We start from the raw sequence: 255 nt of genomic DNA on the forward strand, positions 1-255 counted from the left end.
GTTGATATTCCTGTACCACCTCTTTATCGTTTGAGCAATGGAGGGACGCAGAAGGATAGAAGAAGCGTGCGATTGGTTGTGCACGTCCAAGCAGTTAGGCTGATAAGTAGGCAAATCCGCTTATCGTGAAGGCTGAGCTGTGATGGGGAAGCTCCTTATGGAGCGAAGTCTTTGATTCCCCGCTGCCAAGAAAAGCTTCTAGCGAGATAAAAGGTGCCTGTACCGCAAACCGACACAGGTAGGCGAGGAGAGAAT

At 49.8% G+C, this 255-nt stretch carries 1 rRNA gene; it reads left to right on the plus strand.

The features are described 5' to 3' along the window. A 23S ribosomal RNA gene (locus tag GBN78_RS30010) occupies positions 1–255 on the plus strand; the annotation flags it as partial.

Origin of the sequence: Bacillus sp. B2-WWTP-C-10-Post-4, assembly GCF_009183805.1 — a bacterium.
GTDB lineage: Bacteria > Bacillota > Bacilli > Bacillales > Bacillaceae_G > Bacillus_A > Bacillus_A cereus.